Here is a 22,578-nt window from a genome sequence, read left to right on the forward strand (position 1 = left end):
CTCCTCACCGCGGGCGCGCGCCGAGGGGCGCGCCGCGGCCCCCCACCCGCTGCAGGGCATAGGCGATGCCGCTCTGGAGCGTCCCCTGCGTGACCACCGCGCCGAGGTCGATCTGCAAGCGAATGAGCGTCTGTGCGACGTCGGGGCGGATGCCCGTGATCACCGCCTGCGCCCCGAGCAGCCGGAGGGCGACGGCGGCGTTCATCAGGGTGCTCGCGACGTCGCCGTCGACCGTCCTCACGCCGGTGATATCGATGATCACGACCTCGGCGCCGCTCGATTCGACCCCCTGGAGCGCCGTGCTCAAAACCTGCTCCGCCCGCTGCCGATCCATCATCCCGATGAGCGGCATGACCATGATCCGGTCGGTGATCGGGATGATGGGCGTGGAGAGCTCCGCCAGGCGGGCGCTCTGCACGCGGATGATCTCCTCCTGGAGCTCGACGCGCGCGTGCTCGCTCCGCTCCCGCGCCGAGAACTCGACCCTGAGCTGCTCCTCGGCGAGGCGGAGCGACTCCGTGCGCCTGTGCAGGTTCGCGTAGAGCACGGCGTTCTCCACCGCGGTCGCCGCCTGCGCCAGCAGGAGCTTCGAGAGCTCCAGCCGGGCCGGCGTGAACACGTTGGTCGCGGTGTCGTTCTCCAGATAGAGAACGCCGTTCGTGCGCCCCTGGTGCACCATCGCCAGGCAGAGGATCGATCTCGGGTTGTGCGCGGCGACGTATGCATCCGCGGCGAAGCGAGGCTCGTGGCTCGCGTCCGCGAGGACCACCGGCTGCATCGTCCTCGCGACGTACTGCACGATCGAGGCGGGGACCTCGGCGCTGCCCTCGACGGGGAGCAGCAGGCCGACCCTCACCGCGTTCGGATCCACGGTGATGGACGCCTCGATCATCAGCTGATGATCGCGCTCCAGGACGAGGACCCCCTTCTTCGCGCCGGCGTTCTGGATCGCGATGTCGAGCAGCCGGCTGACCACGCTGTCGAGGACGACCTCGCCGGCGATGGCCTGAGCGGCCCGGATGACCGCCTCGACGTCGAGCACGCTGGTGCTGAGCCTCGTCGTCGAGGTGGTCTGGACCGCGGCCCGGGCGTGCTCCAGCATGCCAGGCGGCGCCGACGTGAGCGCGACCTTCTGCACGAGCTGCGGCGCCTCGGCCGCCAGGCGGTCCGCCTTGGCGGTCGCTCCCCACTGCATGTAGCCGTGGTGGGCGTCGGTCATGTGGGCGCGCGCGCTCCGCGTGAGGCCGTTCGCGTGGTGGAACTTCCCGGCGAGCTCGCTCGCCAGCGCCTGATCGCGCGTGAACCCGGCCTCCTCGGCGCCCTCGATCGCCCTGTCATAGAGCTGCGCCACGGCGTGCCGGTCGCCGCCCGAAACGCGCGCGATCTCCGCCTCGGCGAGGAGATGTTTGTGCGCGTAGCTCCGGGGGCAGAGCTCGGCCCAGCGGGCGAGCTTCTCCCGGTGCGCCGACAGCGCCGCCACGAGCCGCTCCTTCTCGGAGGCCGGCGCGCCGTCGCACGAGGCGGCGAGGGTCAGGCACGAATAGAAGACGAGCTCGGTCGCCCAGAAGTTGTTCACGCAGCCGGCGGTCATCTTCTCCGCGGCGGCCATGAGCGCGCGCGCGGCGCCGTAATCGCCGTGGAGATAGGCCAGCTGGACCTTTTGCGTGTGGTACCACGCGGCCACATAGCTGAGCTCCGGGACCGAGACCGTGCTGGCGAAGGCGGCCTCGTCGAAGGTGTTGTCGCTCAGGGTGTGCGTCCCGGCGGTGCCCCCCGTGAGGTTCGCGACGACCTGCCTTGCGCACGTGAGGATGAGCGTCGTGAGCTTGTCGTTCGTCTTCCGCATGAGCGCGAGATCCTGCTCGATCTCGCCGGCCACCGCGCCGAGATCGTCGCCGAGGCTCAGGCTCGCCGAGATCATGTGAATGCAGCAGTACGACGCGTACGCCAGATCTCCCGACTCGAGGCCGGCCTGCCGGGAGCGGGCCAGGAGCTTCACCGTGTCCCGGAGCGGCTCGAAGAAATGGAGAATGCACGCGAAGGTCAGGAGGAGCATGCACGTGATGCGCTGGTTGGGGATCCGCTCGTTCAGCTCGATACCGACCCTGGCGAACTGGTAGGCTTCCTTGTACCGGTCGTCGGTGGTCCTCGGCTCGAAGACGCCGTCGATCAGGAGCGCCGCATAGAGCACGCACGCGTACGCCGTGGTGCTCGAGGTGCCGCACTCCACCGCGAGGTTGATCTGCATGATGAGCGTGAGCGGACCGAGCACCGGCAGCCCGAGCGCGGAGGCGGGCTGCGTCATGTCGGCGAGGAGACGGAGGACGGTCTGCTTCTCTGGATCGGCGACGGTGGGCAGCCCCAGGAGAGCGGAGATCGGGCGGCTCGCGAGGTGGGCCTGCATCGCCTCGAGCTCTCTGCCGAGCAGCGCGCGCTGCTCCTCGGCCGCCGCGGGGATGTCGACCCCGAGCAGCGCGAGCGCCTCGAGGCCGCACCGCACGACCTCGGAGAGGTCGCCGCGCATCAGGTGGAACGACATGCGCAGGTTGCGGACCTGCGCGCCGTCCAGCGGGGATCTCGCGCGCTCGAGGAGCGCGTCGAACAGCCGCTCGCCGGCGTCGAACTGGCCTGTCAGGCAGAGGCACTCCGCGAGCCCGGTGGTCAGCGCGAAGGTGAGATCGTGCCGCTCGTCCCAGCGCTCCGGGCCGAGCGCGCTCGTGCCGGCCTCGAAGTAGCCCGCGGCCGCCTCGTACGCCGCGCCGGACTTCGCCCTCCTGCCCGCCTCGAGGTTCAAGCGCGCCAGCGCGACGCGCTCTTCCGGATCGGTGATCCGCGGCACGCCGAGGTTCATGTGGGTCGCGACCTCGAAGACCTCACCCTCCATGTCGCCAGGGTCGCTGTCCGCGAGCAGGAGCCGCCCGATCTGGAGGTGGATCTCCTGCTTGCGGGGCTCGTCGAGGAGCCGGTAGGCCGCTTGCTGGACCCGGTCGTGCAAGAACCGGTAGGCGGCGTCGAGCGCGAGCTCCGGCTCGTCCGCCTCGCCGGTCATCGCGCCGCTCAGGGCCGCGTCGAAGAACCTGGAGTCCGCGCCGACGGCGAGGATCAGCCCCTCGCGGAGCGCCGCCGACAGCTCGCCTGCGACCTCGCGGCGCGGCCTGCCGGCCACCCTCGCCAGCGTCTTCAGGTCGAAGCGATAGCCGATGCACGCGGCGAGCGTGAGGGTGCGCTGCGCGCGTCCATCGAGCTCCAGGAGCCTGCCCGCCATGAAGTCGACGACGTTGTCCGTGACCTTCATCCGCTGGATGCGCGGCAGATCCCAGGTCCACTCGCGCCGGGCCGGATCGAAGGAGACGAGCTTCTCCGTGTGCAGCGCCCTCATGAACTGGTTCATGAAGAACGGGTTGCCGTGGGTCTTGCTCATCACATGGCGCGCGAGCGGCTCGGCCCGCTCGGGGTCGCAGGAGAGCGTGTCGGCGAGGAGCCGCGTCACGACGGGAAGCTCGAGCGGCTTGAGGTCGATGTCGCCGACAGCTACCCCGGCCTTGCGCAGCTCCCCCAGGGTGATCGAGAACAGGTGGCTCTCGTCGACCTCGTTGTGGCGGTACGCGCCGATCACGAGGAAATGCTTGATCTCCGGCTCGGTCAGGAGCTGCTCGAGGAGCTTGAGCGAGGCCGGATCCGCCCATTGCAGGTCATCGAGGAAGACGACGAGGGGGTGCTCCTGTGCGGGGATGGCGCTGCAGAACTTCCTGAACGCGAGGTGGAAGCGGGCCTGCGCCTCGGTCGGTCCGAGCGGCTCGACGCCGGGCTGGGGGCCGAGGAGGAGCTCGAGCTCGGGGATGAGGTCGACGAGGTGCTGGCCGTTCTGCCCGACGGCGTTCGCGATTCGCTCCTTCCACAGCGCGAGCGCCTCCGCGGGCTCGGTCAAGAGGGCTCGGACGAGCTCCCGGAAGACATGCGCCACGGCCGCATAGGGGACGGTCCGGTTGAGCTGGTCGAACTTGCCAGCGACGATGTACCCCTTGCCCTGCGCGATGGATTTCTGGATCTCGCCGACGAGGAGCGACTTGCCGATACCGGCGTGGCCGGACACGAGGAGCAGCTCGCTCGCGCCCTGGCTGACGCGCCGCCACGCGCCTTCGAGGACCGCGAGCTCCGCCTCGCGGCCGTAGGCCTTCTGCGGGATCCGGAGCGCGTCCACGTAATCGTGGCGCCCGAGCGCGAACGGCTCGATCGCCGACGCCGCCTCGAGCTGCGTGAGGCACTCGGCGAGATCCATCCGGAGCCCGTAGGCGCCCTGGTACCGATCATCGGGGCTCTTCGCCAGGAGCTTCATGATGATGTCAGAGACGGAGCGCGGTACGTCGGGCGAGACCCGCGCCGGCGGCGGCGGGAGCCTGGCGATGTGGCAGTGCACGAGCTCCAGGAGGTCCTTCGTCGGGAAAGGGAGCTTGCCCGTCACCATCTCGTACAAAGTGACCCCCAGGGAGTAGAGGTCCGTGCGCAGGTCGATAACGCGGTTCATCCGCCCGGTCTGCTCCGGCGACATATACGCCAGGGTGCCCTCGAAGGCGGCGGGGCTCCTCGGCCGCTGTGCCTCCTGGGAGAGGCGGGTGGCGCTGCCGAAGTCCATGATCTTGGCGTTCCACGTGGACGCTTCGACGATGATGTTCTGCGGCTTGATGTCCATGTGAACGGCCCCGCCCCGATGAATGGATTCGAGCGTGCTCGCGATGGATATCGCGATCCGGAGCGCGTCCTTGAGCGTGAGGGAGCGTGCCGTGATGAGCTCATGGAGCGTGCAGCCCCCGGCGTCTTCCATGATGAGCGCCAGGCTCGCCCCGATCTTCACGATGCCCAGGACGTGAACCACGCCTGGCAGCGCGAGCTCCTTGGCGATGGCGTACTCGTAGCGAAGCCTCGCGACCTCGGCCGGCGCTGGGCGCTCGTTCCTGAGGCGCTTGACCGCGACAGGGGCCCGGTCCTCGTTGCGGTATCCTCGGTACACGGTCGACGCAGCGGATTCGTGGATGAGGCCTGTCAGGGTGTACCCGGGGATACCGATCATGGACCAGTTGTAGAGCGCTTCTGTGCGCTGCATCAAGCGGTCCGCACGGCCATTCGAGGGAAATCTACCCCGGCGCCGCCGTGCTCTCCAACCCGGGTGCACCAGTCCACAATGTGCGGGCATGAAGTTGGTCTCGGAGCGCGCCGGGCCCAGCGTGCGCGGCGAACGGATCGGAGCAGGCGGCGTCGATCCTCATCTCGCCCCGCCATGGATTCGCCCGGCCAAGGTCGCCACGTGCGCCACCAGATCCGGTGGCTTCACCGGCTTGGCCAGATGCATCTGGTATCCGGCCATGAGCGCCCGCGCGCGGTCCTCGGCGCGCGCAAATGCGGTCAACGCCAGCGCCGGCACGCTCCCCCCGCGCTCTTCCGGCAACTGCCGCACCTTCTGGATCAGCTCATACCCGCCCTCGTGCGGCATACCGATGTCGCTCACCAGGACCGTCGGCTGGTCCCGCTCCATCTCCGCCAGAGCCTCCACGACCGAACCCGCCGTCCGCACCTCCGCCTGGCACTCCGCCAGTATCCGCAGGAGCAGCTCTCGCGTGTCCGGCTCGTCGTCCACCACCAGCACCCGCACCCCCTTCAGGCTCAAGAGCTCCCCGGCGCGGTGCCATGACGGCCGGCGCTGCGGCATCGGCGGCGGCTCTCCTCCGGCCAGCGCCTCAACGTGCTTGGCCAAAAGCGGCAGCTTCACCGTGAAGCTCGCCCCCTGATCCTTCCCCGCGCTGGCCGCCTCCACCGTCCCCCCGTGCAGCTCCACCAGGTGCTGCACGATCGAGAGACCCAGACCCAGCCCGCCGTACTCGCGCGTGGTCGAGGCGTCTGCTTGCCGGAATTGCTCGAACACGTACGGCAAGAACTCCGGCGCGATGCCGATCCCCGTGTCGCTCACCGCGAGGCGCGCGTACGTCCCCTCGCGGCGCAGCGATACCTTCACCTGCCCGCCTTGCCGCGTGAACTTCATCGCGTTGCTGACCAGATTCCACACGATCTGCTGGAGGCGATTCGGGTCCCCCATGACCTGTTCCCCGGCCGACTCGACGCTGAGCTCCAGGCGGATCCCCTTCGCCTTCGCCGCCGGCTCCGCCGATTCCAGCAGCGTTTCGAGCATCTCGGCCAGATCGACCACCTCCACGTCGAGGCTCAGCCGCCCGCCGACGATGCGCGACATGTCCAGGAGATCGTCGACGAGCTTGGATTGCGCCCGCGCGTTCCGCTCGATCGTCCCGAGCGCCCGGCCCAGGATCTCGTCCGATGGGCCGCGCATGCGGAGCAGCTGCGACCAGCCGAGGATCGCGGTGAGCGGCGTCCGCAGCTCGTGGCTCAGCAGCGCCAGGAACTCATCCTTCAGCCGCCCGGTACGCTCGAGCTCCGCCCGCGCCGCCTGTTCGCGGGAGAGGAGCATCTCCCGCTCCGCCTCGGTCCGCTTTCGATCGCTGATGTCCGTGGAGATCCCGCAAACCGCATACGACCGGCCCGACTCGTCGAAGAGCGGACACTTGATCGAGATGTACGTGTGGAGCCCATCGTCCTGGGGCACGATCTCTTCCATCTCCAGCGGCCCCCCGGCCGCCGCCACCCGCTTGTCGAAAGCGCGAAATGCGTCGGCGCACTCCGCGGGGAACAAATCATACTCGGTCTTGCCGGCGATCGACCGCGCGGTCACATGAAACAACTCTTCGTAGCGGCGGTTGACCATCAAAAAGCGTCCTTCGAGGTCCTTGACGTAGATGACCGCCGTGGAGTTGTCGATGATGGCCTGAAGCAGGTGCTGGCTCTCGCGCAAAGCGACCTCCGCGCGCCGGCGCTCGGCGTTCTCCGCCTCGAGAGCGGCGTTCGAGCTCGCCAGCTCGGCCGTGCGCTCTCGCACCCGTTGCTCGAGCTCCTGGTGGGCACGCAGGAGCTGCGCGTTCTTCGCCTCGAGCTCCTTCTGCGCCTCGCGCAAGCTCAGGTGCGTCCTGATCCGCGCGAGCACCTCTTCGATCTCGAACGGCTTGGTGATGTAATCGACGCCCCCCGCCTCGAACCCCACGAGCTTGTCCGCCACCTCTCCGAGGCAGGTCATGAAGATCACCGGAATGTCCCGGGTGCTCTCGGCCGCCTTCAGGCGCCGGCATGTCTCGAACCCGTCGATCCCGGGCATCACAACGTCCAGCAGGATCAGGTCGGGTTTCATGAGGCTGGCCCGCTTCAGGGCCGCCTCCGCGTCCTCGGCGGCGAGCGCCTGATGACCCGCGGATTCCAGATGATCCACGAGCAGGGCCAGGTTGGCGGGCATGTCGTCCACGATGAGGATCGTGGGCTCACGAGCGCCGGGCGCAGAGGCTCTGCTCATGATCGTTGACCGTCGGCCACCACCTGGCCTGCCGCGGCGTGCTCCTCGACGAACTCCTGCAGCTTTCGCATCTGGTACGTCCGCGCCAGCGTCTGGAGCTGATCGAGCCAGGGGCCGAGTCGCGGCTCGTTTTGCTGCATCCGCTCCGCCTCCGCCAGCACCTTCCGGATACGGCCCGACGCCACCAGCCGCGACAGCAGCGAGAGCTGTTCGGCCGAGGGCGGCACCAGCGCGCTATCCCCCTTCACCGCCGTGGGGGCGGCGGCGTTCACCGGTTCATGCGTCCATTCCACGCGCAGGAAACGCGCGATCTTCTCGAAGAGCAGGCTGGCATGCACCGGCTTCGGCAAGAAGTCGTCCCAGCCGGCGTGGGCCCCCTTCGGCTGTTCGGCGGCGGTGACGTTCGCCGACGAGGCCAGGATCACCACCCCGCCGAGCTCGGGCATCTGCCGAAGACGGCGCGTGGTCTCATAGCCGTCCAGGCCTGGCATGGCCAGGTCCATCAGGATCAGCGCCGGTCTGTGCTCCAGGGCGAGCCGCAGCGCGGCTTCGCCGCCGTCGGCCTCGACGAGGTCGAAGCCGATGGGGACCAGCAGATCGCAGAACAAAGAGCGGTTGCCGGGGTTGTCGTCCACGACGAGGATCTTGCGGCGCTCGCCGCGATACCCGGTGATCGTGGCCCACGCCGGGGCCTCGTCGGCGGCCGCGGAAGAGAGCGCCTCGGCGAGCGTGAGCGTCACGATGAACGCGCTGCCTTTGCCGAGCTCGCTCTCGACATGGATGGTCCCGCCCATATGCTCGATGATCCTCTTGCTGATGGCGAGGCCGAGCCCGGTGCCCTCGCTCTTCGCCCTCTGGTCTCCCACCTGCACGAAGGGCTCGAAGATGCGCGCGAGGTGCTCCGGGGCGATGCCGGCGCCCGTGTCCTCGATCCGGAAGCGCACGTCGCGCTGCCCATCTCCGCCCTCGTCCAGTACGTCGACGAGCAGGGTGACCGCGCCGCGCTCGGTGAACTTGATGGCGTTGCCGAGCAGGTTCAGGAGCACCTGCGTCAAGCGCTTCTCGTCCGCGTGCACGGCGGCGAGCGCCGGGCCCCGCACCTCGTGGGTGAAGGCGATGCCCCTCTGCTCGGCGCGCACGCCGCAGAGATCCACCACGTTGTGCACGAAGGAGGGAAAGTCGAACCTCCGGGGGACGAGCTCCATCTTGCCGGCCTCGATCTTCGCGAGGTCCAGGAGGTCATTGAGCAACGCCAGCAGGTGCTCGCCCGATCTCTTCACGATCTGCACCCCTTCGCGGCTCTGCGGCGAGAGCTCGGGCGCTCGCATGAGGAACTGAGCGTAGCCCAGGATGCCATTGAGGGGCGTGCGCAGCTCATGGCTCATGCTCGAGAGGAAATCGCTCTTCGCTCGATTGGCGCGGTCGGCCGCCTCCTTGGCGATCCGCAGCTCCGCCGTCCGCTCCTGGATCTTGACCTCCTGGTCCCGGTACAGCACGGCGTTCTCGACGGCGATCGCCGCCTGCGAGGCGAGCACTGACAAGAGCTCCACGCGCGCCGGAGGGAACGCCGACGGCACGTCGCGGTGCTCCAGGTACAGCACGCCCACCACGTGGCCCCGATGCGTCAAGGGCAGCGCCAGCAGCGAGAGCACCGCGTGCAATGCCAGGTACGGGTCGCCGGCGAAGCGCGCGTCGGACCTCGCGTCGCCTGTCACCACCGGCTCGCCCGTGCGGGCCGCATATTGCACCACCGAAACCGGCACGTCGTGGCTCTGCCCGAGAGGCTCCGACAGGCCCGCCTCGATGCGGGTCCCCTCCACCCAGAGCCGAGCGACGACCGAGAGCGCCTCCCCTTCGCTGAGCACCAGGGCGCCGCGCTGCGCCCCCGCGTTCTCCAGCGTGAGCTCCATCAGCCGGCCCACCACGCGCCCCGGGTCGAGCTCGCCCGAGAGCGCCTGCGCCGCGCGCACCGCGGTTTTCACGTCGAAACTCGCGCCCGTGGACCCGCCCGTTGTCGTGGTGGTCGCCGTCACGGTCGTGCGCTCGGAGGCCGACTCGTGCATGGACGCCTTGAGCACGGCGGGATACCTCGCGCCCAGATGGGCGACCACCGCGTCAGCACCCCAGCGCGCGTAGGCGTCGCGCGCCTCGCGCAGGTACATCGCCCCGACGTGGCTCTTGCCCTCCTCCAGCCGAGACTCGGCGGCGAGCTGGGCTGCCAGGGCCTCGATGTGCAGGAAGCGGTGCTCGCGGGCCAGCTCGATGGCCTCGTCGTATCTGGCCGCTGCCTCCTCGGGCTTGCCCAGGACGCGGGCGTATTCCGCCTCGCCGAGGCGCAGCTTGTGGAGGAAATTGGCCTCGCAGCCTTCGGTGAAGTAGCGCAATCGGGCGAGGCTGTGCTCGATGTGCTGCCGCAGCCGCGCCCGTTCCTCGTCCGTGACGGCGTCGGGCCAGCGCTTCGCTGCTGCGAGCGCGAGAAAGAGCGCGATGTCTGTCACCATCGGAATCCCGAGGAGGTCTGCCTGGAATTGCTCCGCCTCCCGCATCCTCGACAGCGCCCGCTCCCACTTGCCGACGGCGCAGAACAGATACCCTTCCAGGGTACGAGCGAACCCTCCGGTGTACCTATCCCCGTCGGCAAGGAGGGAGCGAGAGCCTCGCGGCAACGGCTCCTCCTCCAGGAGGTGCTTGGCGCCGTCAGGAGACATCAAGACATCGCAAAAGGACGCGACCAGCTCGAAGTGGTGTCGTCCGACGGCGTCCCCTGCGCGCTGCACCAGCTCCCAGCGCGCCTTGTGCTGCGCATCGACCTGGCCGAGCGGCAGGCCGCGCCACAGCCGGTAGTAGAGCAAGTCGCACAGGAGCCCCCAGCTCGTGCCTTGAAACGACCCGATCTTCAGGCCGGCTGCGATGGCTTGCTCATAGACGGGGGACGCTTCATCGATGGGCCTCGAGTGGCCCAGGTAGATCCCCTTGAGCGCGAGGCACTCGGGGAGCATCGCGGAGCCCACCCGCTCTGCGGCGCGCACCCCGGGCGTGAGCCAGCGCATGGTGCGGCGATACATGCCCGTCGCCACCGACCACGCGTTGGCGAAGCTGCAGATCATGAGGGTGGCGGCGGGCGTGAGCGCGTCCCGCCGTATCGCCTCGGACACGATGCGGGCGATGACGAGCGAATACAGCATCGGCCGGCCACCGTAGATCGCGCAGAGCTGCGCCTGCGTCATCAGGGCATCGATGAGCCGGTGCTCCAGCGACGGATCGACCGGCATTCGTTCAAACCCGTCCGGCTCGTGATCGAGCCAGTGATCCAGCGCGGTGGACTCTCGCAGGAGCGCGACCTGGCACGCCTCATCCGTGTCGGGGAACGTGATGCCCTGCTTCGCGAGGGCGGCCATCCCGAGCCCGATTCCCCGCGTGTACTGGCCCGTGGCGACGCAGCAGCGCGTGCGGATCTCCTGCGCCGAGAGCCAGGCGACCTCCGGCAGAGGCCTGTCCAGCAAGGCGAGCGCCCGCGCCTCGACGTCGTCGAACTCCCGCAGCAGATAGGCGGCCTCCAGGCGCTCGAGCCCGATCTCCACCGACAGCGCGCGCTCCTGCTCCCAGGCCCGCTCGCCGAGGAGCGCCTGGGCGCTGTCCAGCAGGTGGGTCATCAACCGGTACGAGCTCGCCGCCATCGCGGCGCGCGCTGCCTCCAGGTTCAGCCGCGCGAGCTCCTTGCGCTCCTCCACGGACCGGAGCCGCGCCGCGCCCAGGTTCAGGTGCCGCACAAGCTCCAGGAACTGCTGGGCCGTCCCCCCCTCGGCCCGATAACGCGCCTCTAGCCGACGGCCGATCTCGAGGTGCGCGAGCACCCGCTGCTCCGGCGAGATCCGCTCATAACTCGCCTGCTGCACGCGGTCGTGCAGGAACCGGTAGGCCGCGTCCATCGCCGCCGCGCCGATGACCCCGAGCGCCTGCGCGGGGCGGTAGGCCCCATCGACCGGCACCACCAGCTCTGCGTCAAGCGCCGGCCATAATGCCCCCGTCACGCGGGCGCGCTCCCACCCGCTGAGCCGCTCCAGGTCGTGCAGGTGGAACGTGTGGCCTGCGCAGGCCGCGAGCCCCAGGAGCTGCTGCGTCGGCTCGGGCATCTCACGGACCTTGTCCGTCAGGAGCGCCACCACGTTGTCGGTGACGCCCGCCTTCTCCAGCGACGATTGCTCCCACCGCCACGCCCCGGTCTCCGGGTCCCTCACCACCTGCTTCTGCCGGTGCAGGGAGAGCAGCAGCTGCTCCAGGAAGAAGGGGTTTCCGCGGGTCTTGCGCGAAAGCACGCGCGCCAGCGGCTCCACCCGCGCGGGCTCGCTCTCCAGCGTCCGCGAGCACCACTTTTGCACCTGCTCTGCCGACAGCGGGCCCACCGTCATCCGCGAGACGTTGGCATCGCTCTTTTCCACCGCCTCCACGAGCTTCCACAGCGGGTGCTCGGGCGGCGTCTCGTTGTCGCGGTACGCCGCGATCACCAGCAGCGATTTGCGCTCCACGTCCGTCAGCAATGTCTGCAGGATGATCAGCGTGGCGCTGTCGGCCCATTGCATGTCGTCCAGGAACATCACCAGCGGCGGGTTCGGCGCCGTGACGGCTCGCACGAAATTCAGCCACGTGAGCTTCTGCCGGTTGAGCACCTGCTCGCCCTCCACCGGCGGCACCGGCGGCAGCTTGCCCATGACCAGGTCGAGCTCCGGCACGACGTCCGCGATGAGCCGCGCGTTGTCCCCGACCTCGCGCCGGATCCGCTCCTGCCAGGCCTCGAGCACCGCTTCCGAGCTGGAGAGCCACTGGCGCATCAGCGCCCCGAACGCTTGCGCCAGCGCCGCATAGGGCGTCGACCGCGCGAGCTGATCGTGCTTTCCCGCGATCAGGAGCCCGCGCCCCGCCTGCGCGATATCCCTGTAGACCGTGCGCACCAGCGCCGTCTTGCCGATGCCCGAGGGGCCGCCGACGAGCAGGAGCTCCGTCATGCCCTGCGCGGCGCGCGCAAAGGACTCGCCCACCCGCTCGACATCGCGCTCCCGCCCCACGAGCACCTGCGGCAACCGGAGCTTGCGCGAGAAGTCCTTTCTTCCCAGGCCGAACGGCTCCACCGTGCCCCGCTCGTCCCATTGACGGAGGGCCTCCTCCAGATCCTCCGCCGCGCCGCGGGCCGTCTGGTAGCGCCGCTCGGGATCCTTGGCCAGGAGCTTCGCCACGATGGCTGCCACGGCCCTCGGCACCTCCGGGGCGACGGCGTCGAGCGGAGGCGGGTCCTTGGCCAGGTGCGCGTGCACCAGCGAGAGCGGATCGCGCTCCGTGAACGGCAGCCGCCCCGACATCACCTCGAAGAGCGTCACCCCCAGCGAGTAGAGGTCCGTGCGCGTATCGAGCGCGCGCGCTGTGCGCCCCGTCTGCTCCGGGGAAATATAGACCAGCGTCCCCTCCAGCGCCTCGGGGATGCTCGCCTCGGTCGCCTCCTGGGACAGCAGCGAGGCGATGCCGAAGTCGAGCAGCGTGACCCTCTCGCACGCCTCGTCCACCAGCACGTTTTGCGGCTTGATGTCCTTGTGCATCACGCCGGCGGCGTGCACCCCCTCGAGCACCCGTGACAGGAGCCGGCCGAGCCGCAGCGCCGCCCCGATCGGCACGCGCCCCTGCTTGGCGAGCAGGCGATCGAGCGACCCGAGGCCGGGATCCTCCAGCACCAGCGCCGCCGTGCCGCCCCGCTGCTCCAGCGCCCGCGCGCGCGCCACCCCGGGCACCTCGGCGAGCTGCATGAGCACCTGGTGCTCGTGGATCAGCCGCCCCATCACGCGCGGACTGGCCACCTCGGCCACGGGGATCTTGATCGCCACGCGCGCCCCCGAGGGGACATGGACCGCGCGCCATACCCGTGTCTCGTTGCCGTCGTAGATTACCTTTTCCAGCGTGTAATCCCGCAGCTCCATCATTGCCCCCCTCGCATCCTTCAGGGGCGCTGCTGTCGGAGGATCATCGTAGTGTCGAGCAGGACGGAATGCGACCGGCGATCCTCCCTCCGGGGATTTTTTCGGGCGACCTCTGCTGCACGACAAGGCCGTGGTCGTCCCTGCGCCAATCGGCGACCGAGCGGGTTCCTTCGCGAGCTGTCCCCCCGCACCAGTCAGCTTGTCAGGCACCATGAGCGCTGAACCAAACCGGACCGAGCCAGACGGCCGAGGGCATCGGTGTTCACCAAGCGCGTTCGGTCGCGCTCAGGCCACACGGCTACTCTCGCCCCACGACGGCGTCGCGCACAGCCACAGGTCACCTCCCTTCAACCGCTGCGCGATCAGGCTCGATTCGTCGTCGGAAGCGAAGAGCAGGATGGCCACGTCGAAGCCGTCTTCGATCGGGTTCACGCGACGCTCCGAGGCGACGATCTCGATCTCCACGGCGGGGTGGCTCTGCGTGAATGCGGCTGCCACGCTGGCGAGGAACGATTGGCCGAACAGGAGCGGCGTTGCCACCCGCAACACGCCGCGTGGGGAGGACTCGAGGTCCTTCACCGCGGCGTTGGCCTCTTCCATCTCGGACAGGATGCGCGCGCAGCGCTCGTGATACGCGGCGCCGGCGCTCGTCGGTCGCACCACGCGCGTCGTGCGCTCGAGGAGTCGCACGCCGAGCGACGCATCGAGGCGGGCCACACGCTGGCTGACCGTCGAACGCGGCAGCCGCAGCGCCTTCGCCGCCGCGCTGAAGCTCCCGAGCTGCACCACCTCCACGAACGTCGCCATCGCGTCGAAATCGAACATTGTGCAGCCTGGTCGAACAGGCTATTCGCCCGCCGCCACCTGGTCAAGCGCAGCGGGAGAAGCTACCGTCGTCTTGACACTGCCACGACTGGCAGCGAAGAAATGGAGAACTCCGAGCTCGGCTGAGAGATGCTCTACCAGCGATTGCCATCCACGAGGGACCGCGATGCAAGACGAAATGCAGGTTGAGGAGTGGGGAGAGCTATTCGTTACGCGCAAGTGCTGCGGCGCCGCCACGTGCCGGAACTACGCGCCGGAGCTCCTGGGCGAGGTGGTGCCGGCCGGCGACCTCCGGGCAGGCCGCCGCCTCTCGGTGTTGCCGGGCTCCTACGAGGAGGGCGCCTTCACCGGTGTGCTGCGGCAGCCGCGGAGCAAGGAAGATCTGATGGCGGCGCGGACGGCGGTCGCGGCGTGCCCGTTCGGCGCCATCACGCTCAAGCCGGGCCCGGCGCAGGTTCGCCGGGGCGATCTTGGGTCACCTTGGCGCGGTTTTCCGCGGCCCATCGAGGATCATGTCTGGATCATCGGACAGCCATCCATCAAGAACTTCGGCGCTCTTTCCTATTTCATCGAGCGCGACGGAGGCGGGGTGCTGATCGATCCCCCGAAACCGAGCGAGGAGGTCTTCCGCTGGCTCGCGGAGCACGGCGGCGTGCGATGGCTCTTTCTGACGCACCGGGACCATACGCACCATCACGCCGAGTTCGCCAGCCGCTTCCCGGGTTGCCGCCGCATCATCGGCGCCGCGGACGTGAACCTCCGTGAGAACAAGTACATGGCCGCGACCGGCGACGTGGAGATCAAGCTCGGGAACGAGCTCGGCCCGCTCTCGATCGAGGGGGAGCCGCTCTCGAGAGAGGCGGCCAAAGAGGCCGAGATCATGCTATTGCCGCAGCCCGGGCACACGCCGGGCTCGTTATGCCTCCTCTATCGAGGCCGCTTCCTGTTCACCGGCGATCACCTGAGCTACTCGCGCTTCCTGGGTCAACTCGTGGCGCATCGATTGCAATGCTGGGAAGATTGGGAGCGCCAGATCCGCTCGGTGCGGTATCTGCTCGCGGCGGCCGAGGCCGGCTGGCTGAGGTTCGCGTGGGTGTTGCCGGGTCACGGGGAATGGGCCCGCCTGCCGGGCGAGGGGAGCGCGGCCGAGACGGCCGCCGAGCTCCGCCGCGTCATCACGTCCATGGAGCAGAAGCCGAAGGGGCATACGCCGCTGGGCCGCTGGATCCTGTACGTTCAGAGCCGGATGGCGCCCGAGAAGACGCTCGGGCGCGCGCTGCGCGCGATCGGCGGCGGGAGCGACGCCTGGGTATTGCCGCGCGGCGCGCGGAGCTCGCTCACCGATTTCGATCCCGACGAGACGGGGGTCGCCCTGCGCCGGCTCTATGTCCTCGGCGCCGCCGCGCTCTTGGCCGCCGGGGCCGTATGGCTCACCGGGCGCCGGGGCATGAGCGTCCCTTCTGGTCGCTCTTAGGACGCAAATCCCACATCGTCTTCCCTGTCTTCCCCGTCTTCCCCCTCAGCGGTTGTCCGCGCGCGCCTCCCACTTCACCGAGCCGGCGATCTGCCTCGTGGTGACGTTGACCCGATTGAAGAGGTTGGTCAGCGCGATATGCAGTGTCAGCGCCGCGAGCGCCGGCTCGTCGTAATGCCCCGTCGGCGAGCACGCGGACCAGGCGCCCCCTGCGCACGTCCTCTGCGCAGAGAATGCTGGGCACGGGCGCGATCCCGGCGCCAGCGCGAACGGCCTCATGCAGCGCCACGTCAAAGCCGTCTTCGATCACGTTCACGCGACGGTCCAAGGCGACGATCTCGATCTCCACGGCGGGATGGCGCTGCGTGAATGCCGCGAGGAGTCTCACCGGCGCGCGCAAATGCGGTCGACGCCAGCGCCGGCACGCTCCCCCCGCGCTCTTCCGGCAATTGCCGCACCTTCTGGATCAGCTCATACCCGCCCTCGTGCGCGCAAGCTCAGGTGCGTCCTGATCCGCGCGAGCACCTCTTCAATCTCGAATCACCTGGTGATCGAATCGACGCCCCCGCCTCGAACCCCACGAGCGGAATCTTGCCGCGCGCCTGTGGGGCGGTGCGGCCCCAGCACGACCATAGGCAAACGACGCCGCTTGCGCTAGGATCGAGCCCGTGGCGCTGGTCATTCGCGACGAGCAGCTCGCGGCGCTGGCCGCCCGGGCGGAGTCCGACTTCGTCGCGCGCGTGAGCCGATGTCTCCGGGACAACTGGCCCTGGGAATGCGAGGCGATGGGCGAGGAGAGCGTGCGCGCGGCGATCCTGAAGGGCATCGACAAGGCAGCGCGATACGGCGTCACGACCGAGCGCGAGGTCCTCCGCGTGATCAACGTCATGTATCTGCTCGGCCACGACTTCGACGCCGACCCCGCGTTCGTCTGGGTACGCGACATCCTCGACCGGCAGGGGACGCCCGCAGCGCAGCGGCTGGACCTGATTTGCGCCTTGCTCTCGAACGAGCGTGCGTCGCAGCCATGACGCAGGGCGTCCCCGGGAAGCGCAAACGTGATCCGGTCGTGTCCTTCGAGTCGACGGATCGCGCCTCCGCGGCGTTTCCCTCCAAGGAGGTGCGCCTCGTCAGCCAGCCGTGCGTTCGAACCGCGCCGGTCGTCGTGACCGTCACGGTGCAGCCGACGCCGGTCGTGCTCACGCGCGATCAGGGCGCGGCGCCGGTGCAGGTGTTGCAGGCCGTCGGGGCTCCAGCGGGAGGCACGTATACGTGGACGTTGCCGAACGCGGCGGGCGTCGTGCAGTTCCAGGGCGGCGCCGCGCCGATCAACAGCCCCAACGCAACGATCGTGGGGCTCACCGGCGGCGTGGAGGCCGTGCGCGTGACGTACGCGTTCGCCGGTCAGACTCCGCACGCCGACGCGCAGGTGGCCGTCGTCGCCGTGCAGCTCCTGCCGCTGACGCCGACCATGGCGCACGCCGTTCCGGCTCCGACGATGGCGCTGCAGGCGGCGGGCGCTCCCGGCGGCGGCACCTACGCCTGGGACTTGCCGGACGCGACGAATGTCGTCCAGTTCCCGGGCGGCGTCGCGCCGGGCAACAACGCCGCCGCCACCATCGAGGGCGCCGCGCCGGGGACCGAGCGCGTGCGGGTCCGGTATACCGTCGGCGCGCACACGGCGATGGCCATCGTCCGCGCATCCGTCGTCGCGGTGCAGATCGCGCCCGCGCCCGCGCCCATCGTGCGCCCCCAGGGCTACCCGCGGCATCGCGTGGTGCTCACCGCCGCCTTCGCGCCGCCCGGAGGAACGTTCTTGTGGACGCTCGGCGGGGCGAACGTGCTCGCCATCGATCCCAATCAGCCGGGCAATCATGGCGTCGGGTTCGACCGCATCCGCCTCATCGCGGACGACGACGGCACCGAGCAAGTGACCGTGCGCTATACGGTCAACGGCGTCCACGCGACGGCCGTGACCAACGTCGAGGTCCGGCGCGAGGCATGCTCCCGCGTGGACCTGGCACCCGCCGGCGGCGCGTACGTGACCCCCGTCGCGGCCGCTGCGTGTCTCCACGGACCGGCCGTCGGCGCCCGCCAGCGGCCCCATGCGCCCGGCGGGGTCGCCACGGTCGCGCCGACGGCGAATCACCATCATGGAGGGTTGTGCGCCGGCTGCCAGGTGAACGGTCGAAACGTGGAGCACTGGCTGGACCCCGATCTGGCGCAGAATGACGCCGTGCTGGACGTGATCGCGCTGCGCAACCAGATACACGCCCTCCGCGCGGTCGCCGCTCCGCTCCGCGCAGCGAGCCCGCTCAACTTCGCCTGGCTGGCCAATGTCCCGGTGGATTCGCTGAACCCTGCCGGAGGGTTGGGCACGGCCGGAAAGATGATCGGCGTCCTGCGCGCCACCCGCATGAACGGCACGCAGGTGCGCCTGCGCGCTGTCTCGGGCAACTTCGCGGGCCTGGGCGCCCCTCCGAACGGCTACTGGTCTCGGCACTCGAACAATCGATACCGCATCTTCAGCGCCTCGCGCGGGTTCCGCGACTACGCTCCAGCCGCCGTCGGCCCCACCTTCGGACGCTGCGCAGCCAGCGCGCTGCTCGCGCACGCGCTCGACTTCGGCCTGCGCGTGACCTCGATGGCGGAGATATGGGTGGGGCCCACGGCGCACGGGCGGCAAGACGGCCAGCTCCAGGCGTCCTGTCCTAGCTGTCGCCGTTACCTGGGCCACCTCCTGTGCACGCAGGGAGGGCAGCAGCGCGGCGCGCCGTTCAACACCAACTCGGTGCTTCCGCCCAACCAAGGATTCTGAGCCGCAGCCATGGATGACATCGACCGCGTCGTGACCTTTTGCGCCGCGCTGGACGCGTCGTTCCCCGGCGCCGTCCGCGGCGCCGACGCCGCGACGCTCCGCAGGATCGAATCGCGCATGGGGCGTGCGCTGCTGCCGGTTCATCGCCGGTTCCTCGAGCTGCTCGGCGCAGACGCAGCGTGGCTCACCCTTGGCCCGTTCGACGCGAGCGCCGCGAGCCTCGACGAAGCGCTGGCCGCGACCCGCGACGCGCCACCCGAAGGATTCACGCTCTTCGCCCTCGGCCGGGACGATCCGTTCGAGGATCTCTACCTGGTGGAGTCCGAAGGGGCGGAGGCGCGCCTCGAGCTCATCAACACGCGCACCGGATACTCGTTCGCGAACATCGCGCCGGACGAGGGCGAGGTGCTGGCCGGCTCGCTGTCCCAGCTCCTCTGCGTCTCGGCGCTCGCAGATCGTTCGCGCCACGTCTTGCCCATCCACAGCGTGCTCGCCGAACGCACGCAGCGCCCGGACACGCTGGCGCGCTTCCGTGACGAGGCGCGGCGCCGCGCGTTCGGCGATCTCTGGTTCTCCAATGCAATCGCCTGTGCGGTCACCTGGGAGGACACGGTCATCGTCGCGATGCAGCCCGACGATCGTGCCTTCGCCCTGTCCCTGTTCGGCGGCGCCGCCGTGCAGCCCCTGGCGACGAGTTTTGCGCAGCTCCTCGATCTCGAGGCGGTGAGCTGACGACGCGCTCGATCATCGTGAGATCGTCAAGCGAGCACGCCTCCCGGCGGCCGCTCTCCAGGACCGGGCGTCACGCTCCCTCAGCGGTTGTCCGCGCGCCCCTCCCACTTCACCGAGCCGGCGATCTGCCTGGTGGTCACGTTGATGCGATTGGCGAAGTTGGTCAGCGCGATGTGCAGGGTCAGCGCCGCGAGCGCCGGCTCGTCGTAATGCCTCGCGGCCTCCTCCCACACGTCGTCGGGCACCGCGTCCGCGCGATCGCTGAGCCGCGTCGCGGCCTCGGCGAGCGCCAGCGCGGCGCGCTCTGCGTCGGTGAAATAGGGCGCCTCGCGCCAGGCCGCCACGGCGAACAGGCGCTCGTCGGTCTCGCCCGCCTTCTTCATCTCGCGCGCGCCCATGTCGACGCAGGGGCCGCACCCGTTGATCTGGCTCGCCCGCAGGTGGACGAGCTCGAGCGTCCGCGCCGGCACGCCGCTCTTCTTCACCGCGCCGATCAGGGCGTAGATCGGCTGCATGACGTCGGGGATGACCATCGCGGGGTTCTTCATCCGTGCTTTCAGCATGTTCGTGCTCCTTCCGAGGCGTTCGGGTGTGCTCGCCAACCGTGACCGGGCGCTGAACGTCCGTTCGTGTCGTCACATCGGCTAGGGTTCGTCCGTCACAGCCATGACGAAGCACGACGAGGGAGTGTGACCGCTAGCCCTGACGACGTTCGTCAAGATGCCCGCCGGCGCCAGCTCCTCGAAGAGCGAGCGCGTGATGCCGTGGAGCGCCGACTTCGCCGCCGAGTAGGCGGCCGAGCCGGGGATGCCGTTCACCGCCAGGCCGGAGGACACGTTGACGATGCGGCCCCAGTGCCGCTCGCGCATCGAGGGGACGACCGCTTGAATGGCAGCATAGGCGCCCTCGATGTTGGCGCGGAGCACCTTGCGCCACTCGTCGCTCGGCCGCGCTTCGAAGAGGGGAGGATTCCCCGGAGAGCCCGCGCCCCACTCAACAGCGTTGTTGACCAGGAACTCGATGCGCCCCCAGCGCTCGAGCGCGGCCCGCGTTGCGGCGTGGATCGATTCGTCCGACGCAAGCTCGAAGAAGACAACGAGGGCGTCGCCGCCCTCCACGGCCTGCAGCCCGGGCAGGACGTGCTGCTGCGCCAGCTCTGCCAGAGCGACGGCCTCTCGCAGTCGGCGCTCATCGAGCGCCTCGGCGTCGAGCCGCCGACGGTCACCAAGGCGCTGGGCCGCCTCGAGAAGGCCGGCCTCGTGGTCCGCCGGCGCGATCCGAACGACGCCCGCGTGTCGCGGGTCTACCGATCAGGCACGTCGTGCCCCGCAGGCTGTCGAGTGAAGGCGGCCCCTTGGATGCACGGATAAGCTGTTGAACTAGCGCCGCTTTTCCAGGGCGGTGTCGGATCGCATAGAAGAATGCTCTGTCAACCCGGGGCAGGTCCCGCAGTTGAGGCTTGACGTTTCCGAAACATTTGGACTTCCGTCTCCCCCGGCCTCGTGGACGGCGCCGGCGCGCTTGCCTGCGGGGCGCTTCGCTGCTGGCGCAGGATGAAGTGTTTGAGCCCGGCCTGGAGGTTCGACAGCGTGGTGATGTTGGCCAGATCGAGCCCGAGGTTCACGACCGTCTGGGCGACGGTCGGCCGGATCCCGGTGATGACGCCCTCGGCGCCGAGCAGCTGGATGGCCCGGATGAGCTTGATGATGTAGCTCGCCGTCTGGGTGTCCACGGTCTCGACGCCGGTGAGATCCAGGATGGTGCAGCGCGCTTGCGTGCGGACGACCGCATCGAGCAAACTGTCCATCACCTCTGCGGTCCTCGCGCTGTCGATGACCCCGATCATCGGCAGCGCCAGCACCCCGTCCCAGACCTGGATGATGGGCGTCGACAGCTCGCGAATGACGCACTGCTGCCGCTCGATGAGCTCCAGCTTGCTCCGGAGCTCCTGCTCCCGGCCGCGGCTCTCGGTGATGTCCATCGTGACGCACGCGGCCGCGATGGCCGTCGCGCCGCCGGAGCGGACGGGCATGAACCAGGTCTCCCAGATGCGGCCGGCCGCCTCGGCGGAGTTGTGTGACGCCTCACCGCCCAGGGCTCGCCTCAGCGCAGTCATGTCCTGCTTGGCGTAGAGCTCGAATACGCTCTTCCCGATGGCACACCCCGGCGTCAAGCCGAGCGCCCTCAGCGCCGCGCCATCGAAGTACAGGAAGGTGCCCTCCAGGTCGACTGCCCAGCACGCGATCGGGAGGTTCTCCACGATGGCGCGGAGCAGGTGCTCCTCGAGCACATGGCGCGCCTCTTTCTCGATCCGCGCCGTCACGTCCCGCCCGAAGCACACGAGGCCGGTCACCCCGCCGTGCTCGTCGACGATGCGCTCGTGGAGCCACTCGCAATGCACGTCGCCCCCGTCCTTCCGGGCATGGGCCCAGATCCGGGGCGCGCCGGCGTCCTCCTGGAGCAGCCGCCGCCACGCCTCGGCGTCGCCCCGCGCGGCCACCAGCGCGTCGATCTTCTGGCCGATGGCCTCCCCCGACGGGAAGCCCAGCAGGCGCTCCGCGGCGTCGTTCCAGGCGACGACGTCGAGGTCGCGGGAGAGCACGATGATCCCAAGCGGCGCTCGCTGCAAGACGGTCGCATACCAGTCCGCCGACATCGCGGTAGCCCCGGACGTTCCTTGTGATCTCGTGCTCGTCATGGAAGACCTTATACGATATCCCGTGCAGCGCGGACAGGGCTCGCGCCTTGAGCCCCGCTCGCGACGTGTTCTGCCACACGGAGCATGGGGGTAAGCCGTCGAATCGTGAGTTGGTGGTGTTCTACAAGGGGCCCGCGCACAGGCCGTCCGGAGCCACGAAATAGACGTGGCTGCCGGACACGGAGACGATACGCCCCCCTCGATGAGCGTCGGGAGGGCTCCACCGTCCTTGACGGGCAGCGCGTACATGCCCTCCTCTCCGCCGCGCCGGCCTGCGATCGCGAGCGTCGCCGCGCTCTCGCTGCGCAGCAGAGCGCCGCTCTCCTCGAGGAGGGCTTCGCCTTCCCCGCTGCCGTCGAGGTGGTGTCGCATGAACGGCGCCCCCGGCACGAGCACGACGCCTTGCTCGGGCTCCAGCACGAACGAGTCGAGCATCGGCTGGCCGAGCTTCAGCGCGGCGAGCGTGTCCTCGGCGAGGTTCCAGGCGTAGACGCCGAGCAGGTCGTCGAAGTCGACCGGGGTGAACATCAGGAATTGCCCATCGCTCGTGAACTCCGCGGTCGTGCCCCAGGGCACCTCGTCGTTCGCCGCAACGAGGCCGTCGCCGTGCTCGGGCGACCACGCCTTGCGCCCTGTCTCCCAGTCCTCGTAGGCCATCTCTCC

13 protein-coding genes are annotated in these 22,578 nt (G+C 69.4%); 5 read left to right on the top strand and 8 right to left on the bottom strand.

What is annotated here, in order from left to right; all coding sequences use genetic code 11:
• Positions 1-4 precede the first annotated feature (4 nt).
• The 4 genes from WMF39_RS36655 to WMF39_RS36670 all read right to left on the bottom strand — a co-directional run bounded on the left by WMF39_RS36655 (position 5) and on the right by WMF39_RS36670 (position 14,193).
• On the bottom strand, positions 5-5,101 hold the full coding sequence (locus tag WMF39_RS36655; protein ID WP_437741117.1) for a protein kinase domain-containing protein: 5,097 nt from the start codon (positions 5,099-5,101) through the stop codon (positions 5-7).
• 159 nt (positions 5,102-5,260) lie between these two features.
• The gene (locus tag WMF39_RS36660; protein ID WP_437741118.1) at positions 5,261-7,405 is read right to left on the bottom strand and encodes a response regulator; all 2,145 of its coding nucleotides are present in this window, start codon (positions 7,403-7,405) and stop codon (positions 5,261-5,263) included.
• Positions 7,402-13,371, bottom strand: coding sequence for an AAA family ATPase (locus WMF39_RS36665; RefSeq protein ID WP_437741119.1), 5,970 nt, complete (start codon positions 13,369-13,371; stop codon positions 7,402-7,404). The genes WMF39_RS36660 and WMF39_RS36665 overlap by 4 nt, the downstream gene beginning before the upstream one ends.
• 282 nt (positions 13,372-13,653) lie before the next feature.
• Positions 13,654-14,193: a LysR family transcriptional regulator gene (locus tag WMF39_RS36670; RefSeq protein ID WP_437741120.1), complete on the bottom strand. Its 540-nt coding sequence runs from the start codon at positions 14,191-14,193 to the stop codon at positions 13,654-13,656.
• A 166-nt stretch (positions 14,194-14,359) separates the two neighbouring features.
• Here WMF39_RS36670 and WMF39_RS36675 point away from each other — a divergent pair, with 166 nt between their 5' ends.
• The gene (locus WMF39_RS36675; protein ID WP_437741121.1) at positions 14,360-15,667 is read left to right on the top strand and encodes an MBL fold metallo-hydrolase; all 1,308 of its coding nucleotides are present in this window, start codon (positions 14,360-14,362) and stop codon (positions 15,665-15,667) included.
• Positions 15,668-15,712: 45 nt separating this feature from the next.
• Here the strand turns inward: WMF39_RS36675 and WMF39_RS36680 are convergent, their stop codons facing one another.
• A complete protein-coding gene (locus WMF39_RS36680) occupies positions 15,713-15,946 on the bottom strand; it encodes a hypothetical protein (RefSeq protein WP_437741122.1) in 234 nt (77 codons plus the stop codon).
• A gap of 389 nt (positions 15,947-16,335) precedes the next feature.
• Here WMF39_RS36680 and WMF39_RS36685 point away from each other — a divergent pair, with 389 nt between their 5' ends.
• The 3 genes from WMF39_RS36685 to WMF39_RS36695 are packed head-to-tail and all read left to right on the top strand — an operon-like array spanning position 16,336 to position 19,217.
• Complete coding sequence (locus WMF39_RS36685) at positions 16,336-16,698, top strand: hypothetical protein (RefSeq protein ID WP_437741123.1); 363 nt, start codon at positions 16,336-16,338, stop codon at positions 16,696-16,698.
• The gene (locus WMF39_RS36690; protein WP_437741124.1) at positions 16,695-18,485 is read left to right on the top strand and encodes a hypothetical protein; all 1,791 of its coding nucleotides are present in this window, start codon (positions 16,695-16,697) and stop codon (positions 18,483-18,485) included. The genes WMF39_RS36685 and WMF39_RS36690 overlap by 4 nt, the downstream gene beginning before the upstream one ends.
• A 9-nt stretch (positions 18,486-18,494) precedes the next feature.
• Positions 18,495-19,217 carry a hypothetical protein gene (locus WMF39_RS36695; RefSeq protein ID WP_437741125.1) on the top strand — a complete coding sequence of 241 codons (723 nt, stop codon included), beginning with the start codon at positions 18,495-18,497 and terminating at the stop codon, positions 19,215-19,217.
• A gap of 80 nt (positions 19,218-19,297) precedes the next feature.
• On the opposite strand, the gene WMF39_RS36700 is transcribed toward WMF39_RS36695, so the two are convergent.
• Positions 19,298-19,777 carry a carboxymuconolactone decarboxylase family protein gene (locus tag WMF39_RS36700; RefSeq protein WP_437748077.1) on the bottom strand — a complete coding sequence of 160 codons (480 nt, stop codon included), beginning with the start codon at positions 19,775-19,777 and terminating at the stop codon, positions 19,298-19,300.
• Between the two features lie 84 nt (positions 19,778-19,861).
• A complete protein-coding gene (locus tag WMF39_RS36705; RefSeq protein WP_437741126.1) occupies positions 19,862-20,335 on the bottom strand; it encodes an SDR family NAD(P)-dependent oxidoreductase in 474 nt (157 codons plus the stop codon).
• A 21-nt stretch (positions 20,336-20,356) separates the two neighbouring features.
• Here WMF39_RS36705 and WMF39_RS36710 point away from each other — a divergent pair, with 21 nt between their 5' ends.
• A complete protein-coding gene (locus tag WMF39_RS36710) occupies positions 20,357-20,587 on the top strand; it encodes a MarR family transcriptional regulator (protein ID WP_437741127.1) in 231 nt (76 codons plus the stop codon).
• Between the two features lie 59 nt (positions 20,588-20,646).
• Here WMF39_RS36710 and WMF39_RS36715 read toward each other — a convergent pair whose 3' ends face one another.
• Positions 20,647-22,572, bottom strand: coding sequence for a PAS domain S-box protein (locus WMF39_RS36715; RefSeq protein WP_437741128.1), 1,926 nt, complete (start codon positions 22,570-22,572; stop codon positions 20,647-20,649).
• Between the last annotated feature and the right edge of the window lie 6 nt (positions 22,573-22,578).

Source organism: Sorangium sp. So ce1504, from assembly GCF_051521635.1.
In the GTDB taxonomy this organism is placed as follows: domain Bacteria; phylum Myxococcota_A; class Polyangia; order Polyangiales; family Polyangiaceae; genus Sorangium; species Sorangium cellulosum_B.

Excerpts from the sequence above, each read along its gene's own strand:
- WMF39_RS36655 (WP_437741117.1), bottom strand. The coding sequence starts at position 5,101 with ATGCAGCGCACAGAAGCGCTCTACAACTGGTCCATGATCGGTATCCCC.
- WMF39_RS36660 (WP_437741118.1), bottom strand. The coding sequence starts at position 7,405 with ATGAGCAGAGCCTCTGCGCCCGGCGCTCGTGAGCCCACGATCCTCATC.
- WMF39_RS36665 (WP_437741119.1), bottom strand. The coding sequence starts at position 13,371 with ATGATGGAGCTGCGGGATTACACGCTGGAAAAGGTAATCTACGACGGC.
- WMF39_RS36670 (WP_437741120.1), bottom strand. The coding sequence starts at position 14,193 with ATGTTCGATTTCGACGCGATGGCGACGTTCGTGGAGGTGGTGCAGCTC.
- WMF39_RS36675 (WP_437741121.1), top strand. The coding sequence starts at position 14,360 with ATGCAAGACGAAATGCAGGTTGAGGAGTGGGGAGAGCTATTCGTTACG.
- WMF39_RS36680 (WP_437741122.1), bottom strand. The coding sequence starts at position 15,946 with ATGAGGCCGTTCGCGCTGGCGCCGGGATCGCGCCCGTGCCCAGCATTC.
- WMF39_RS36690 (WP_437741124.1), top strand. The coding sequence starts at position 16,695 with ATGACGCAGGGCGTCCCCGGGAAGCGCAAACGTGATCCGGTCGTGTCC.
- WMF39_RS36695 (WP_437741125.1), top strand. The coding sequence starts at position 18,495 with ATGGATGACATCGACCGCGTCGTGACCTTTTGCGCCGCGCTGGACGCG.
- WMF39_RS36715 (WP_437741128.1), bottom strand. The coding sequence starts at position 22,572 with ATGGCCTACGAGGACTGGGAGACAGGGCGCAAGGCGTGGTCGCCCGAG.